Source organism: Cytobacillus spartinae (assembly GCF_042865285.1).
In the GTDB taxonomy this organism is placed as follows: domain Bacteria; phylum Bacillota; class Bacilli; order Bacillales; family Cytobacillaceae; genus Robertmurraya_A; species Robertmurraya_A spartinae.
Genome location: NZ_JBIACK010000010.1, coordinates 49,273 through 63,666, shown reverse-complemented (window position 1 = coordinate 63,666; position 14,394 = coordinate 49,273). Strand labels below are relative to the sequence as shown.

17 protein-coding genes are annotated in these 14,394 nt (G+C 37.1%); 5 read left to right on the top strand and 12 right to left on the bottom strand.

Annotated elements, in window-relative coordinates:
* Positions 1–656: 656 nt before the first annotated feature.
* The 8 genes from ACFYKX_RS18150 to spoIIIAA all read right to left on the bottom strand — a co-directional run bounded on the left by ACFYKX_RS18150 (position 657) and on the right by spoIIIAA (position 5,923).
* Positions 657–1,226, bottom strand: a complete 570-nt coding sequence (locus ACFYKX_RS18150) for a SpoIIIAH-like family protein (protein ID WP_389362487.1) — start codon at positions 1,224–1,226, stop codon at positions 657–659.
* A 14-nt stretch (positions 1,227–1,240) separates the two neighbouring features.
* Entirely contained in the window at positions 1,241–1,891 is a 651-nt protein-coding gene (spoIIIAG, locus tag ACFYKX_RS18145) for a stage III sporulation protein AG (RefSeq protein WP_389362486.1), read from the bottom strand.
* Positions 1,892–1,893: 2 nt separating this feature from the next.
* Entirely contained in the window at positions 1,894–2,511 is a 618-nt protein-coding gene (gene spoIIIAF, locus ACFYKX_RS18140; RefSeq protein ID WP_389362485.1) for a stage III sporulation protein AF, read from the bottom strand.
* 15 nt (positions 2,512–2,526) lie between these two features.
* Positions 2,527–3,738 (bottom strand): stage III sporulation protein AE, encoded by a 1,212-nt coding sequence (spoIIIAE, locus tag ACFYKX_RS18135; protein WP_389362484.1) that lies wholly within the window; start codon positions 3,736–3,738, stop codon positions 2,527–2,529.
* A 35-nt stretch (positions 3,739–3,773) separates the two neighbouring features.
* On the bottom strand, positions 3,774–4,163 hold the full coding sequence (gene spoIIIAD, locus ACFYKX_RS18130; RefSeq protein WP_389362633.1) for a stage III sporulation protein AD: 390 nt from the start codon (positions 4,161–4,163) through the stop codon (positions 3,774–3,776).
* Positions 4,164–4,178: 15 nt separating this feature from the next.
* On the bottom strand, positions 4,179–4,385 hold the full coding sequence (gene spoIIIAC, locus ACFYKX_RS18125; RefSeq protein WP_009332905.1) for a stage III sporulation protein AC: 207 nt from the start codon (positions 4,383–4,385) through the stop codon (positions 4,179–4,181).
* A 101-nt stretch (positions 4,386–4,486) separates the two neighbouring features.
* On the bottom strand, positions 4,487–5,002 hold the full coding sequence (spoIIIAB, locus tag ACFYKX_RS18120; RefSeq protein WP_389362483.1) for a stage III sporulation protein SpoIIIAB: 516 nt from the start codon (positions 5,000–5,002) through the stop codon (positions 4,487–4,489).
* A complete protein-coding gene (spoIIIAA, locus tag ACFYKX_RS18115) occupies positions 5,003–5,923 on the bottom strand; it encodes a stage III sporulation protein AA (protein ID WP_389362482.1) in 921 nt (306 codons plus the stop codon).
* A 247-nt stretch (positions 5,924–6,170) separates the two neighbouring features.
* On the opposite strand from spoIIIAA, the gene ACFYKX_RS18110 reads away from it, so the two are divergent.
* From ACFYKX_RS18110 to ACFYKX_RS18095, 4 genes are all read left to right on the top strand, one after another.
* Positions 6,171–7,559 (top strand): alkaline phosphatase, encoded by a 1,389-nt coding sequence (locus tag ACFYKX_RS18110; protein ID WP_389362481.1) that lies wholly within the window; start codon positions 6,171–6,173, stop codon positions 7,557–7,559.
* Between the two features lie 120 nt (positions 7,560–7,679).
* Positions 7,680–9,128: a 4-hydroxyphenylacetate 3-monooxygenase, oxygenase component gene (hpaB, locus tag ACFYKX_RS18105; RefSeq protein ID WP_389362480.1), complete on the top strand. Its 1,449-nt coding sequence runs from the start codon at positions 7,680–7,682 to the stop codon at positions 9,126–9,128.
* Between the two features lie 231 nt (positions 9,129–9,359).
* On the top strand, positions 9,360–10,046 hold the full coding sequence (locus tag ACFYKX_RS18100) for an SIMPL domain-containing protein (protein ID WP_389362479.1): 687 nt from the start codon (positions 9,360–9,362) through the stop codon (positions 10,044–10,046).
* 80 nt (positions 10,047–10,126) lie between these two features.
* Positions 10,127–10,303 carry a hypothetical protein gene (locus ACFYKX_RS18095; RefSeq protein WP_389362478.1) on the top strand — a complete coding sequence of 59 codons (177 nt, stop codon included), beginning with the start codon at positions 10,127–10,129 and terminating at the stop codon, positions 10,301–10,303.
* Between the two features lie 53 nt (positions 10,304–10,356).
* On the opposite strand, the gene efp is transcribed toward ACFYKX_RS18095, so the two are convergent.
* The 4 genes from efp to ACFYKX_RS18075 all read right to left on the bottom strand — a co-directional run bounded on the left by efp (position 10,357) and on the right by ACFYKX_RS18075 (position 13,291).
* Positions 10,357–10,914, bottom strand: a complete 558-nt coding sequence (gene efp / locus ACFYKX_RS18090; protein WP_389362477.1) for an elongation factor P — start codon at positions 10,912–10,914, stop codon at positions 10,357–10,359.
* A 122-nt stretch (positions 10,915–11,036) separates the two neighbouring features.
* Positions 11,037–12,098, bottom strand: coding sequence for a M24 family metallopeptidase (locus ACFYKX_RS18085; protein WP_389362476.1), 1,062 nt, complete (start codon positions 12,096–12,098; stop codon positions 11,037–11,039).
* Complete coding sequence (gene aroQ / locus ACFYKX_RS18080; protein WP_389362475.1) at positions 12,099–12,545, bottom strand: type II 3-dehydroquinate dehydratase; 447 nt, start codon at positions 12,543–12,545, stop codon at positions 12,099–12,101.
* Between the two features lie 230 nt (positions 12,546–12,775).
* Entirely contained in the window at positions 12,776–13,291 is a 516-nt protein-coding gene (locus ACFYKX_RS18075; protein WP_389362474.1) for a YqhR family membrane protein, read from the bottom strand.
* A gap of 714 nt (positions 13,292–14,005) precedes the next feature.
* Here ACFYKX_RS18075 and ACFYKX_RS18070 point away from each other — a divergent pair.
* Positions 14,006–14,386, top strand: a complete 381-nt coding sequence (locus tag ACFYKX_RS18070) for an SA1362 family protein (RefSeq protein ID WP_389362473.1) — start codon at positions 14,006–14,008, stop codon at positions 14,384–14,386.
* The last annotated feature ends 8 nt before the right edge of the window (positions 14,387–14,394 follow it).

Genomic DNA, 14,394 nt, shown 5'->3' with positions numbered 1-14,394 from the left:
CGCAAATGCTCCTGCGGGGCCTCGGCTGTAACGCTACTCCCCTAGGAGTCAAGCGCCCTTCGCTACAATCAACCTAAGTTTTGTCCTCTTTAAAAAAATTGTCCATGCCAGGCAATGCTTACGTTTGCTGCCATGAACTTGAAGAAACTAGCAACTTGGGCATGGAAAGTTGCTATGGTTTGTCGCAAAGACCGTTACGACGGGATCATACTTGGACGGCCGATACCCGAACATAGGGTTCAACCATGGGATAGATGAAAGAGAAATCAATGACTGGCTCCAACTTACGTTCTAAATAATTCTCAGGAACTACTTGATCATTCGTCAGCATTTCTAACTGTTCGCGTTCATTGGATTGTTTTTCCTTATCATGGTACGTTACCTCAAAAAATTATTACAGGTTACTTAGTTGATTGGAGCGAAGGGCGACGACTCCAGCGGGAAAAGCGGGAAAGTCGAGACCCTGGACTGAGTGTAGCGAGGGAAGCGGCTCGGCCCCGCCCGCGGAAAGTGTTCGCCCGTAGCGGAAATCAAGGGTATTAAGGAGATGAATTTAATATAATAAAAAAACTGTAGGCAAACTAGATGTGATTTGAGTTTGTCTACAGATGAAAGGGACTTCCAATTTAGGAAGTCCCTTTCAATTAATCTATCATTTACTTTTTAGGTTGGAATTCCACTACAGCATGAAGCTGTCCAATTTCGTTTTTAACAAGCTGAAGAATTTCGTTTGCTGCTGTTGGAGAGTGCTTTTCAGCTTTAACAGTAATTCTTACTTTATCACCATCAGCACGAACTAGTGCATCTTCATAACCCATTGCAACGATTAACGTTTCTAATACACTTTCCTTTTGAGCAATTTCATCTAGTTCTTGAATTTTATCATATGCTTCGCTACGCTTTTCAGTCGGTAGGTCTGTAGATGCCATGATTTCTGTTAATTCTTCTTTCATCTTGCTTCTATCTTCATCTAACTTTAAACGTAACGTTTCAAACACTTCGTCACTTGCAATGCTAGAGATTACAGACTCGCCTTCTTCTCCTTCAGTAGTCATTTCTTCTCCAGTAGTTTCTTGACCTTCAGTTGTTACTTCATTTTCCTGAGACTCTTCTTGAACTCCAGCCATATCAGACCCTTGCTGTGGAGAAGTAATGTAGTATACCGATAATACTACTACTAGACTTAACATTGTTAATAACCATACCGTTTGTTTTTTTAATAACATTTATAAATCCCCCTTTATTTTTTAGGCATTACGGAAACGCGGTGACTTGGAACATCGAGCAATCTAGTCACTGATTCAATAATCCATTTTTTCACTTGGATATTGTCAGCTCCTTTCGCAACAACGAGAACACCTCTTATTTCAGGTTTTTTAGTCTCTAGAATAATAGGACCTTCACTTTCTCCGTTGCGAATGATGACGAGCTGTTCATCCTTCGACTGATCCTCGACGATTCTTTTGCCACCTTCACGATCCGTCTCATCCGTTTTTTGTGAGTTTGTAACCGTATTCTTTTCTAATACTTTTCTTTCAGTGGAGTCGACGTTGACTACTACCATTACATCATCTACACCAGTGATCCCTTCAAGAGCCTCTTCTAATTCGGTCTCAAAATGGTGTTCATAACTAGCAATAATGTCATTCTCTTCGGTCTTTTTTTGTCCGAAGGTTTCAACTTCTCCTTTTTCTTCCGAAGCACTGTTGAATGTAGGAAGAGTTGCATTTGATCCCTCTTCTTGGAAAAACATATTGCTTACTAACATAATTGCTGCTCCAAATAAAAGGACGAGTAGTAAATATTGATATTTTCCTGATTTTTTATCTGTTTGCTCATTATTTGAGAACAGATTCTTTAGCCACTTAAACGGGCCTTTTTCTTGGTCCATTGCTACGTGTTCCCCCCTTCTATCATGATTTCAATTGTTTTCTCATCAACATCCCATTTTTCAGCAAGAAGAGAAGAAATTTTCTCTATTTGAAATGAATGCTCCTTTGATGGAAGAGGTGTTTGAGTATTGATCTCGACTTTTTTGACCACTTCTACAGCTTCAGCTTCTTTTTTAGGCTCTTTTAATTGAACAGTGATGGCTTGTATATCCTCTGGCACAGCTCCTTCACTGTTTTCATCAACGAAAAGATCTATGCTCGCAATCTCTAATCCGTACTGGTCCATCAACTCCTCCTCCGCGTCCGTTTTTAGTTGGACAGCCATTTGTTCTAAAATATATGCACGATTGGAGGCTTGTATTTCTTTTTTCTGCAATTCTATTAAATTTTCCATATTTTTTTCTTCAGAATCCTTAAATGAAGGGACCGTCGCTAATGCTGTTTCAAGATCTGTTGAGAATATTTTTAAGATTGGAGAAAGAATTATCGCTATCAATAAAAGACCAGTAACCATTTTCGTGTACTTTTGCAAGCTAGAATTCGGAAGAAGCATATCAATGACTGTAGCCAATAGTATAAAAAGGATAATATTTGTAATCCATTCTTTTAAGAAATCCATATCGCTTCCTCCCTTCTAACGAATCATCATCGTTAAGTTCCCAGCTGCTATAATGACCGTTAAACTCAAAAAGAACATCAACGATACTATAGCTAAAGCAGCAAATACATAGATTACACTCTTACTTATAATGTCGAGACAAGTAATGATAGGTCCTCCGCCCAATGGTTGTAATATAGCGGCTGCAAATTTATATATAAACGCAATCATTAGAATTTTGATTGCAGGAAAGGCTACAATAAGAAGTAATATGGCTACACCAGCAATTCCGACCGTATTCTTTAAAAGCAATGAGGCGCTTATGACGGTATCTGTCGCATCTGTAAACATTCTTCCAATGACCGGAACAAAGTTACCTGTTATAAATTTAGCAGTTCTAATCGTGATTCCATCTGTCACAGCAGCTGAAGCACCCTGAACTGAAATAACTCCTAAAAAAATAGTTAAGAAGAGTCCCAGAAGTCCAATACTCCAATTTCGTAATAGATTGCCTAGTTGAGTGACTTTATAGTTCTCACTCAAGGTACTGACAATGTGGAGCAATGTAGCTAAAAATAAAAGAGGTAGAACAACATACTGGATAAACATTCCACTAATATTCATTAAAAATAGAATGACTGGATGGAAGAAAGCGGCTGACACTAACCCTCCCGATGATGCAATTAAAGCTAGTAAAAGAGGAATGAGGGCAAGTATGAAAGAAACCATTGTTCCTATTGCTTCATTCGTGTATTGGATAGCTATGTGAAAGCTATTCAAAGCAATAATCATTAATACCATGAACACGATCGAGTATGCTACTTTACTGACTGTACTTTTCTCAAAAGAATTTTGAAGTGTTTGTAGGAACATGGAGAAGATCGTGAGCATAATTAACATCCCAAGTAACTTCCCATTTACAAGAAATTCATGAAACATAAATTTAAAAAAGCCTGAGAACCATTCTTTTAAGGAAAACTTCTTTTCTCCCTTAATAAAATCGTAGAGGCTCCCCTTTTGACTTTCTGGTAGAAAGCCACCATACTGGCTGACAATGCTCTCCCAAAATGTTTTTAACTCATCAATATTTAAAGATTCTATCTGGGCATCTACTAACTGTTGTGGATCTAACTTGGTTTGATCCTCCTCGGCATTTGTTGTAGACGTAGCTTGTACACTTTGATGGCTCAACGAAAATAGGAAGACGACTACTATAATAGTTAGAATAAACTGGATCCATTGCTTCATTTTTTCACCTTCTCTAAAAAGGGTGGTTGCTTCGATTAATTAGGTATCAACTGAATGATTGTCTCGATTAATACGGTTAAAATGGGGATGGCCATCGCCAAAATAAGAATTTTACCTGCTAGTTCAATTTTTGAAGCAATCGCTCCTTGTCCGGCATCCTTTGTGATTTGAGCTGCAAATTCCGCTATGTATGCGATGCCGATAATTTTTAAAATGGTTTCAACATAAACAATATTCACCTTGGCATTCACTGCGATCTTCTCAAGCATATGAATGATCGCGTAAATCTGATCCACTAAGAATAAGAAAATTGAACAGCCAACAAACACGATGAGCAAAAAAGCAAAATTTGGTTTTTGTTCCTTTACAATTAGCGCTAAGAAAGTTGCGACTAGTGCTACGCCAACTATTTGAATGATCTCAATGGCCGAACCCTCCCTTTACCCTTGAAAAAGAAATACGGATTTAATTTTTTGGAACAAGTTATCTACAATGGAAGCTACCATAAACAGGATATATATGAATCCAAATAATGTTACCCATTGGGCATATTCCTTCTTCCCAACTTGATCTAGAATGGTATGCAAAAATGCAACGACAATTCCTACCCCAGCAATCTTAAATATAATATCAACCTCTAAACCCATGAAATTTCCTCCTAAAGACTTGTCTAGTTATAGCCTCAAGCTCCCGAGTTACCTACCTTTAAATTACTGGTAGCAACCTTTATTTTCTTATCCAGATCCCACTATATAAGTAAAATGATTAATAATAGTCCCGATAAGAATCCTAGACTTTTAACCATTTTTTCGTATTTTGCTTGTTTCTCATACGCGTCAGCTTCCTCACGCTCCAAGTGAGTCAAGGTTAACCGAATTTGCTTTTGCTGCGAGAGTCGATCATGTCTGCCAAGTGTTTCTCCAAACTGTTTCATAATTTCAAATTCACCCTGTTTAAAAGCTGTGAATTTCCACATCTCAACTAAACTTTCTTCCCAGGCATCTTTAACGGTTGTCTCTGAGTTCGTAAGCTTTTTTGAAAAAGATTCAAAAAACCATGATAACGGCTTTGAAAGCTGTTCCGCTAAACGTCTTGATGCCTCGTGTAATGGAGTATGACCGTACATAATTTCTGCTTCTAAGGATTGAAGTGCTGACTTTAGTTGTCGTAGCTGACGAGGCCTTTCATTTAGGTGTCTAGAAGCCTCAAAGCCCGTCCAAGTAGTTGCAACAATAATGAATATTGCCCCAATTATTTTCATCATTTACGTCACTCTCACTTTTGGGAGTATCCCATTACCACTTTTATTTTTTATAGAGGTTATCGTTCCAGGTCCTTCAGACCGTCCTAGTTCAATAAATCTATCAAATATCCCCATGTCTAAAATGGGCTTTAGAGATGGTCTATTTTTTACTTCTTCAAGAGAATTACCATGGGTAGTCATAAATAGCTTAATTCCGGCATGAACTGCTTCCAATATAGCCTCACAATCTTCTTTTCTACCTATTTCATCCACTACTAGCACATCTGGACTCATAGATCGGATCATCATCATCATTCCTTCTGCCTTTGGACATGCATCTAGAACATCTACACGAGGACCAAACGTTAACTGAGGAATTCCATTAACACTTCCTGCGATTTCTGATCTTTCATCTACAATACCCACCTTAACAGGTGGAACTTTGTCAGGATTTCCACCCGAAGCAATCCGAGCCAAATCTCTTAGCAAAGTTGTTTTTCCAGTCTGAGGTGGCCCGATAATCATTGTATGCTGCCAGCCCTTATCATATAAAAGAGGAATGAGCCCCTCTGATATCCCTATCTGTTCCTTGGCAATCCTAATATTGAAGGAGGAAATGTCCCGGATTGCTTTTACCATGCCGTTTTCAAGAATCACTTTGCCAGCTAGTCCAACTCTATGCCCCCCTGAAATCGTTACATACCCTCGCTTTAGTTCTTCCTCCATCGTATAAATAGAAAAATGACTTACCTTATTCAACAAATGCAAAGCATCTTCTGCAGTCACCATATAATCTAAGAAACGTGGAATCCCTTTAACCGTAACTTCTAAAGGTCTATTAATTCGAATACGTATTTCTTCCATCTCGTAAAGCTGAATAGGAGGGATTTGGTCCAATTCTTTTGCAATATTTTTAGGTAGCATTTTCTTTACTTCATTCATTGTGCTTGTCCTCCTTATTAGATTGCTAGACGATGATTACGACCTTTATCAAAAATTTCATAGTTTTTAACTTTAGTTCACGCTAATCATTCAAACGGAAACTGCCTTAATTTAAATGTATGCCTGCTTGACCATACATTATGACTTTGATTTCAATTCCTATTGAAATAATAAATATTTATATGTTCAACAACGAAAAGGAATACTAAAAAAGTGTAGGTTTTAACATTAATTCTGGAGTGTTGATATGAAGAAGATTTTTATGATGTTACTAGTTTTTGTACTTTCACTTCCTATATGTTCCATCGGGAGTGCCTTTAGTCCTCAATCAAACACTGTTACACCACCTAAAAATGTAATATTGATGGTTGGTGATGGTATGGGAGTTGGACAACTCGAAGTAGCAAGTCTTTTTGAACATGGCAAAGAAGGTAAATTATTTCTAGAATCACTCCCCCAAGTTGCTCTAGCAAGAACCTTCTCAAATAATAATTCTGTTACGGATTCTGCAGCAGGTGGTACCGCCTTAGCAACGGGTATAAAAACAAATAATGGAATGCTAGGTGTTTCCCCAGATGGAACAGAAGTTGACAGTATTCTAGATTTATTTAAACAGCATGGGAAAAAAGTAGGTGTTATATCCACGCATATGGTAGTGGATGCCACACCAGCAGCTTTTACATCAAGTGTGAAAAACCGTTGGGATGGTCAACCCGAAATTGCCCGTCAACAATTAAAAAATGAAGTTGACGTTATTTTGGGAGGAGGGTCTCATTTTTTCCAACCAGAACAGCAAGGTGGAGTAGACTTAATCAAGAAGTATCAAGAAAAAGGGTATACATATGTTCGTAATCGAAGTGAATTAAAAAAGTATGAAGGAGACAAGCTTCTCGGATTGTTCCATCCCTCGTACATGAGCTTTAAATTGGATCGAGATGACTTGGAGAGTGAAGAACCTAATTTAATAGAGATGACGAAGAAAGCTATTGAGGTCCTTTCTAAAGAAGATAAGGGATTCTTCCTAATGGTAGAGGGCGCACGAATTGATCATGCTTCTCATGCGACAGACTTAACAAGCATTTGGAAAGAAACGATTGAATTTGATGATACTGTAAAGTATGTGGTTAACTGGGCGAACAGAGACCAAGAGACATTAGTGGTAGTCGTAGCTGATCATGAAACGATGGGGATTACTTTGACAGAAAAGTTAAATGTGGAAGCATTGAAAAAAATTGGAGTATCCACAACCTTTATCGCTTCTCAATTAAAAAAGAAAAATCACTCTGAAGAATACACCACTAAGAGTGTGCGACAGGCATTTAAGAATTTCGCTCATATTGAATTAACTGATCAACAAATCCACTCTTTTAACCAAGATATTATTCGGGCTAGGGGAAAAGTATATAGTGCATTCCAAACCGAGTGGCATATTGGCAGTACGATATCAAATTATTACCACGGAGGGGCAATAAACCTTGAAAATCGTACACTAGGTAACACAGGCGGGCATTCAGCAAATATGGTACCTGTTTTTGCTTACGGGAAAGGAGCTTCTATCTTTAACGGAGTTATTAATAATACAGATATACCGAAAAATATTGCTCATCTAATGGGGTATGAGATGTATAGGGAATAGAATATATGCTAATTCTATTCGTCACTTTAAATTTGTCCTTTTAAACAAGCTAAACACACAAGCGATGTCCTCTTTTCTTGAGTAATTATATAAAAACTAGGTAAAAGAGGAGTGAATAAAATGCCTGCCATTTCGGGAAGGGAGTATCTTGAAAGAGTTGACCGTCTAAATTCTAATATTTGGTTAGATGGAAAGAAAGTAGAAGGGAAACTATCTGAACATAATGCTTTTTCAGGTGTTTTAAAAAGTCAAAGCCGTTTATACGATTTTCAGTTAAAAGATTCTATGATTAATACGATGACGTATAAATCTCCATTAACCAATAACCTTGTTGGATTATCCTATATGGAACCAAAAACAAAAGAGGATTTAGAAAAACGCAGATTCATGATTCAGCAGTGGGCTAAATTAAGTGGAGGGACGCTTGGTCGATCCCCCGATTATATGAATACCGTATTAATGGCAATTGCCTCTTCAGCAAAGATTCTTTCAAAGCAGGATGAAACTTTCACTAAAAACCTAACTAGTTTTTATGAGGAGGCAAGAGAAAAGGATATTACTTTAACCCATACGTTTGTGAATCCCCAAGTAAACCGTTCAAGAACACATTTTGAAAATGAAGATGAAATCATTGCTGCTCAGCCGATTAAAAAGACTGAGGATGGTCTTATCATTCAGGGGGCGAGATTACTCGCTACTCAAGGCGGAATAACAGATGAAATTCTTGTATTGCCATCGCCCGCAGCCGCCTATAATAGAGATTTAGCATATGGATTTTCCATTCCTAGTAACTCAAAAGGCTTAAAATTTATTTGTAGAGAGTCCTTTGTTTATAACGATTCTACCTTTGATCATCCACTTAGTTCTAGATTTGAAGAGATGGATACGATCGTTGTCTTTGACCATGTGCTTGTTCCATGGGAAAGAGTATTTTTTTATGATCATCCCGAAATTGCCCATGAAATTTATAGTGACAGTAGCTTTTTCCCCCTTACAACGCATCAAGTATTATGTAGAAGGGTCATTAAAACGGAATTTGTTCTTGGAATCGCACAATTATTAACAGAAACGATTAACGTAAGTGAATACCATCATGTCCAAGAGAAAATAAGTGAAATCATCACCGGTGTAGAATCACTAAAAGCCTTACTCCTCACCTCTGAGCTCCATGCCAAGCTCAACAAATGGAATACAATCATTCCTGACGAAAATCAGCTTAAAGTTGCTACAAGTCTCTATCCTCAATTGTATCCAAGATTTATGGAAATCCTACAACTTATTGGGGCGAGTGGGTTAATTGCACTCCCTACGGAAAAAGATTTTTTCTCTGAAGAGTTAAATAAGGATTTGAACACATATCTACAAGCTGCAAATGCTAAAGCTTTCGACCGGGTCAAGTTATTTAGACTCGGTTGGGATCTTTGTATGAGCGCATTTGGGTCTAGGCAAACCTTATATGAACGCTTTTTCTTTGGTGACCCTGTTCGTTCAGCATGTGGTTTGTATCAGTCCTATAATAAAGAACCTTATACTGAGTACGTAAAGGATTTCCTTAATAAAAACATGTAATCTACTCGATTGGAATGGTTTTACTTGCCTAATCATGCAATTATGGTCATGTTGTCGAACTACCCTCGTTCCTTTGGCTCTTTATAACATAGTTAATAAACCCACAAAATTCTTTTCTATCAAAATTGGTCTACCAGTTTCCTCAACTTATCGAAATTTTAAAGTTTATGTATTTCTAAAGGATTTTGACCGTACATTTTAATGAAGAATAAGGAAAGTGAGGGGGAAAAGTTGTACTATACACAACCAAATTATAGATACATGTCTAACGTTCAAAATCATTATCGACACGAAGTATCAACCATAAAGGTTATCGGTGAGGGTGTTGTTTCCATACAACCAGATCAAGTGAAGGTAACTGTAGGAGTAATCACAGAAGACAAAGAGTTAAAAAAAGCTCAACAAGAAAACGCGCGAAGAACAACAAATGTAATCCAGTCGCTAACTTCACTTGGGATTCCAAGTGATCAAATCAGAACGGTCAATTTTGCAGCTTATCCTGTTTATGATTTCGTTGAAGGAGAGCAAATTTTTAAAGGTTATAAGGTAGAACATAAGCTAAGAGTCACCATTAATCAAATTAAAAATGTAGGAACTGTAGTAGATACTGCTGTGAACAATGGTGTTAATTTCGTCTCACAAATAGAATTCTCCGTTTCAAATCAAGATAAATCTTACCGTCAAGCGTTGTCCATTTCCATAATCAATGCAATTGAAAAAGCAAAAACCATTGCACAAACCTTACAAGTCCAGTTAATTAACACACCGCTAAAAATAACTGAACATACGACTCAACAAAAAGGGCCGGTTCCATTTACCGAATCCCAAGTCGTAATGGCTGCAGATACCACCCCGATTGAAGCTGGGACGCTTGAAATAAAAGCTGAGGTTACTGCATTATTTTCATTTTACACTTAATGACGATCACTCCTTCTACCGTTTTACATTCATATCTTTCAACTAGAGAGAGAATAATAATACGGAAAGGAGCTAGTGAAATGGTAAACGAAAATCATGATAAATTTTTAAAAGAACAAAGAACACTTAAAAACAAATATTTAGGTGACGAGAAGGATAATCACCCTGACCGAAATTTGGATCCTGAATATAATACTCGCGGGAACACAAACATGTCAGTTGGAGCAGCAGGAAGAGATATTGAAAAACAGGATTAAGAGAATATAAAAACCCAAATGGAATGAAATCCATTTGGGTTTTGTCTTTTACATTAAGCTCTAGAAACGTATGAGCTATCAGTTGTATTAATTATTAGCTTGTCGCCTTCGTTAACAAAGAACGGAACTTGGACACTTAGGCCAGTTTCAAGAATTGCTGGCTTCGTTCCACCTGAAGCTGTATCTCCTTTAATTCCTGGCTCAGTTTCTGTAACTACCAATTCAACTGTATTCGGAAGTTCAACTCCAAGAGTCTCCGTTTGATACATCATGATATATACTTCCATATTTTCTTTTAGGAACTTCAACTCATATTCAATTGAAGAAGCAGGAAGTTCAATTTGATCATATGACTCATTATCCATGAATACATGTTGATCTCCATTCGCATATAAATATTGCATTTTACGATTATCGATTTGTGCCTTTGCTACTTTTTCACCAGCACGGAACGTTTTCTCTTGTACTGCCCCCGTACGAAGATTACGAAGCTTTGAGCGTACAAACGCAGCTCCTTTACCTGGCTTAACGTGTTGGAAGTCCATTACACGCCAAAGACCTCCATCCACTTCAATTGTTAATCCTGTACGGAAATCATTTACAGAAATCATGTTAAAATCCTCCTAGAGTATAAAAAGTAAGACTATTTTCGCAAACGGTAGCTACCTGAGTTCATCACTTAGAGTTACTTATAATAAAACACCGGTGACCCTTGATTTAGAAAAAGCCTCTATTAAAGAATAATAAGTTCTTTTGTTGAGTGAGTTAGCGTTTCATTGTGTTCCTTCGTAATTAACGTATCATCTTCGATGCGGACTCCACCAAGACCAGGGATATAGATTCCAGGTTCAACCGTTACAACCATTCCCGGTTCTAGAACTAGATCTGATTTTACGGAAAGAGAAGGACCTTCGTGAACTTCTAAGCCAATTCCGTGTCCTGTTGAATGCCCAAAATACTCTCCATACCCTTTTTCTGTTATGTAGTCACGCGTTAATGCATCCGCTTCTTTACCCGTCATTCCAGGCTTAATGCCTTCCATTCCTCGTAATTGAGCCTCAAGAACGATGTTATAAATTTCTTTAAGCTTTGCATCTGGTTCCCCAACTGCCAATGTACGAGTAATATCTGAAACAAACCCTTTATGATAGGCACCGAAATCTAACGTCACAAAATCACCTTTTTCGATGACCTTATCGCTTGCAACACCGTGAGGTAAAGCTGAACGAACTCCCGATGCAACGATAATATCGAAGGAAGAAGACGTTGCGCCTGCTTTTCTCATAAAGAACTCTAATTCATTCGACACTTCTAATTCTGTTAAACCTGGGCGAATGAAATCTAAAATATGTTTAAATGCAGCATCAGCAATGTCCGCTGCTTCCTTTAATATCTTAATCTCTGGCTCGGTCTTTATCAAGCGTAACTTTTCAACTAAACCAGAAACAGGAACTAATTCAGCCCCAACCACTTTTTCATAGGCTTTAAAAGCTGAGAATGTAAGATGGTCTTGCTCAAATCCCAGTTTTTTAATTCCAAGCTTTTGAACCTGTACAGCCACTTCCTCAGGAATTGCTCCAGTATGTTTAACAATTTCAAACCCTTCACATTGCTTAGAAGCTTGTTCAACATATCTAAAGTCAGTGATGAATTGTGCTTGGTCTGTACTAACTAAAACAACTCCAGCAGATCCCGAAAAGTTCGAAATATAACGGCGATTATAATTGCTAGTGATGAGCATACCATCAATACCAAGCTTTTCAAAATGTTCTCTCATTTTGTTTAATTTTACCATTTACCCTCTCTCCCTTGTGCTTTCTAATAGTGCTAACAACGCTAGTTCATAGCCTTTTAATCCTAACCCTACAATTTGACCTTTTGTAACCGGGGCTGTCACTGACTCATGACGGAAAGATTCGCGGGCATGAACGTTTGATATATGTACTTCAATAACTGGGACATTTATTCCTGCTATAGCATCTCTAATCGCATAGCTGTAATGGGTATATGCCCCTGGGTTAAAAATAACCCCATCTAACCCCAATTCGTTTGCTTCATGAAGTTTATCAATTAGGGATCCTTCATGATTAGATTGATAACAACTGACTTCTACTTGATTCTCGATACCTAATTTTACAATTGTCTCTTCTAGTTCTCTTAATGTGGTAGAACCATAAACGCCTGGTTCCCTTTTCCCAAGTAGATTAAGATTAGGTCCATTTAACAGTAGGTATCTCTTCATTATTGAGTACTCCCGGTTTAAAAATCTATACTGAATTTAAATCAGTATAGTTACTTAATCAAGCCATTTCACTAATAGTGCTTTGAAGAAAGTTCTATCGTATAGAGTACAGATCCCATAGTGAAATATCCTAATTGAAAAAGAATGTTCAATAAGAACATTCTAACACAAAATTTTTAAACTCAACTACTTGAAAGTAAGAGAAAAGAGAACCGCGTTTCCAACACAACTTAAGATGGAACCTCTTTTTCATTTTCCTGTCTTTGTGTTTGTTCTTGCTCTTCGTATGATATAGAGTAACCAATAAAGGTTCCGTACAAAATAAAGAAACAAATAGACGTTATTAAAGTATTTCTTTCTAGCTTATTGATTGGATCAATACTTGGAAAAATCGGATGGAGCACTAAGAATATGAGCATAAATATTGCTAATCCATAAGCAATACCTACCCAGAGCTTATTCATTTTTCTTAGAGCAGCATAGTAAATTAATGCAACTACAATCGAAACAGCGCCTAACACAATAATAGATATGACTGTTCCTAACCAGCCATTCTTCCAATCCCCAAGTGCCCAAGGCTCGAGAACAACATTCGGACGAATTTCAGTAAAATTAAAAACGTAAGCTAAATAACCTAATCCACTCCATAGAATTCCACCTACAAAGCCAGTTAACATAACCATTGATAGAAAGGTCATTGGTTTTTCATCTTGATTTTGCTCTAATTTTGCTTTTTCGTTAGCCATTCTAACCACCTCCATTTCTATTATGTCCATCCCCTTTTATTACATTGCATATATCTCCGTATAATTTATGTTTTATTACTGCTACTTAAAAAATTCTCAAGATGTAGAGGTTTTCTTTCATTTTTAGTAGAATAAAGATAAGGACAATACAAGTAAACTTGATCGAAAATTACCCTTCTATATTTCGAACTGTCATTTCTTAATAAAACAAAAATTCGTTCGAATATTAAAATTAAGTTATTTATATGATGGAAGTATACCCCTTTTATTTGGTCTAATTTTTCATGGACGAGGACCAATGATAAGAATAAAAGAAATACCCCCGGTAGCAGGAGCTCCACTAAGTCAAGCTTTAACTCATGTCTCTTCTTAATTATGTGACTGACGAATCCAATTGTAAAAAGAGTGTTCCACTATGGTGCTGTTGAGCATAAATTAGTTAGTACCTATATATAAGAGGAGAATGAACCACAGAAAATGTTCAAGCCTAAAAAAGGTTACTAAATGATGCGATAACCTCAGAGGGTTTCTTTATATTTTTGAAGCACTTTATTAGTATCTTAATCGTTTAAGCATCATGGTTTTATTCCCTTTAAGCACTCGTGTGGTTAAAACGTAAAAATTTTCAAATGAAATAATTTATTTTAAAATTGTGTAAAAATAGGGAAAATTAGTTTAAAACAAGCAAAAAATGCTTATCATGCTCTTAGGGAGGTGGCTTTCTTGAATAATCGGACTTCATTTTATTTTGTAATCGGTTTAATATCCCTTGCAGCCATAGGGATTATTTCGAGTTTCATCTCAAATCCAACTGACTTCTTGCAAAGCATTTTTGTATTCATAGCTGTCGGTGCTATCATTTATTTTCTTGTTCGACGCTTTTATAAAGCTGGACCTCAGAAAAAAGAGCAGCAAGCATTTCGAAAAGCAGCAAAGCGCTCAAAAAAGAGATTCGTACAAAAAGATACTCAAAAGACCCCAACACGGATTGGGACTTTATCAAAATTGAAAAAACAAAACACTAAAAAAGATACATCGCACCTTACTGTAATAGAAGGAAAAAAAGGAAAAAAGAAGAACCGAGCCTCTTTTTAAAGGTTCGG